General features: G+C 66.4%; 1 protein-coding gene. It reads right to left on the reverse strand.

Annotated features, from left to right (window positions below; genetic code table 11):
- Nucleotides 1-453, reverse strand: a 453-nt coding sequence (locus AC1DUE_RS20325) for a hypothetical protein (protein ID WP_477041213.1), incomplete at both ends; no start/stop codon positions are given.

Here is a 453-nt window from a genome sequence, read left to right on the forward strand (position 1 = left end):
GTCCTGTACTGCTTGGCCACCGACGTGGAGACCTTGACCTTGGCGTACGCGATGGACTTCGCGGTCTTCGACGCATAGCGGGCGTCGCCCGCGAAGACGGCGGTGACCGTGGTGTCACGGGTCATGTCCACGGTGGCGGACAGGTTGCCCTTGGAGTTGACCGTGCCCCGCTTGACCAGCTTCTTCGGCTTGTCCGTRCCGAACGGGTCGGCCCAGATCTCGACCGTGCGGTTCTTGTACGTCGTACCGAGGTGCGCCGTGAACGAGACATCGGTGCCGTACGAGTACAGCGCACCGTTGTGGTTCAGCGTCAGCGAGGGCGTCGCCCGCGAGACGGCGACCGAGGCGGACGCGGAGGCCGTGGTGTGCGTGGCGTCACCTGCGTACGACACCTTGTACGTGACCTTGCCGCCCGCGGGCGGCGTGTCCGTGAACGAGAACGCGCCGTTCGTA

It is taken from the genome of Cellulomonas sp. P4_A2 (assembly GCF_056402515.1).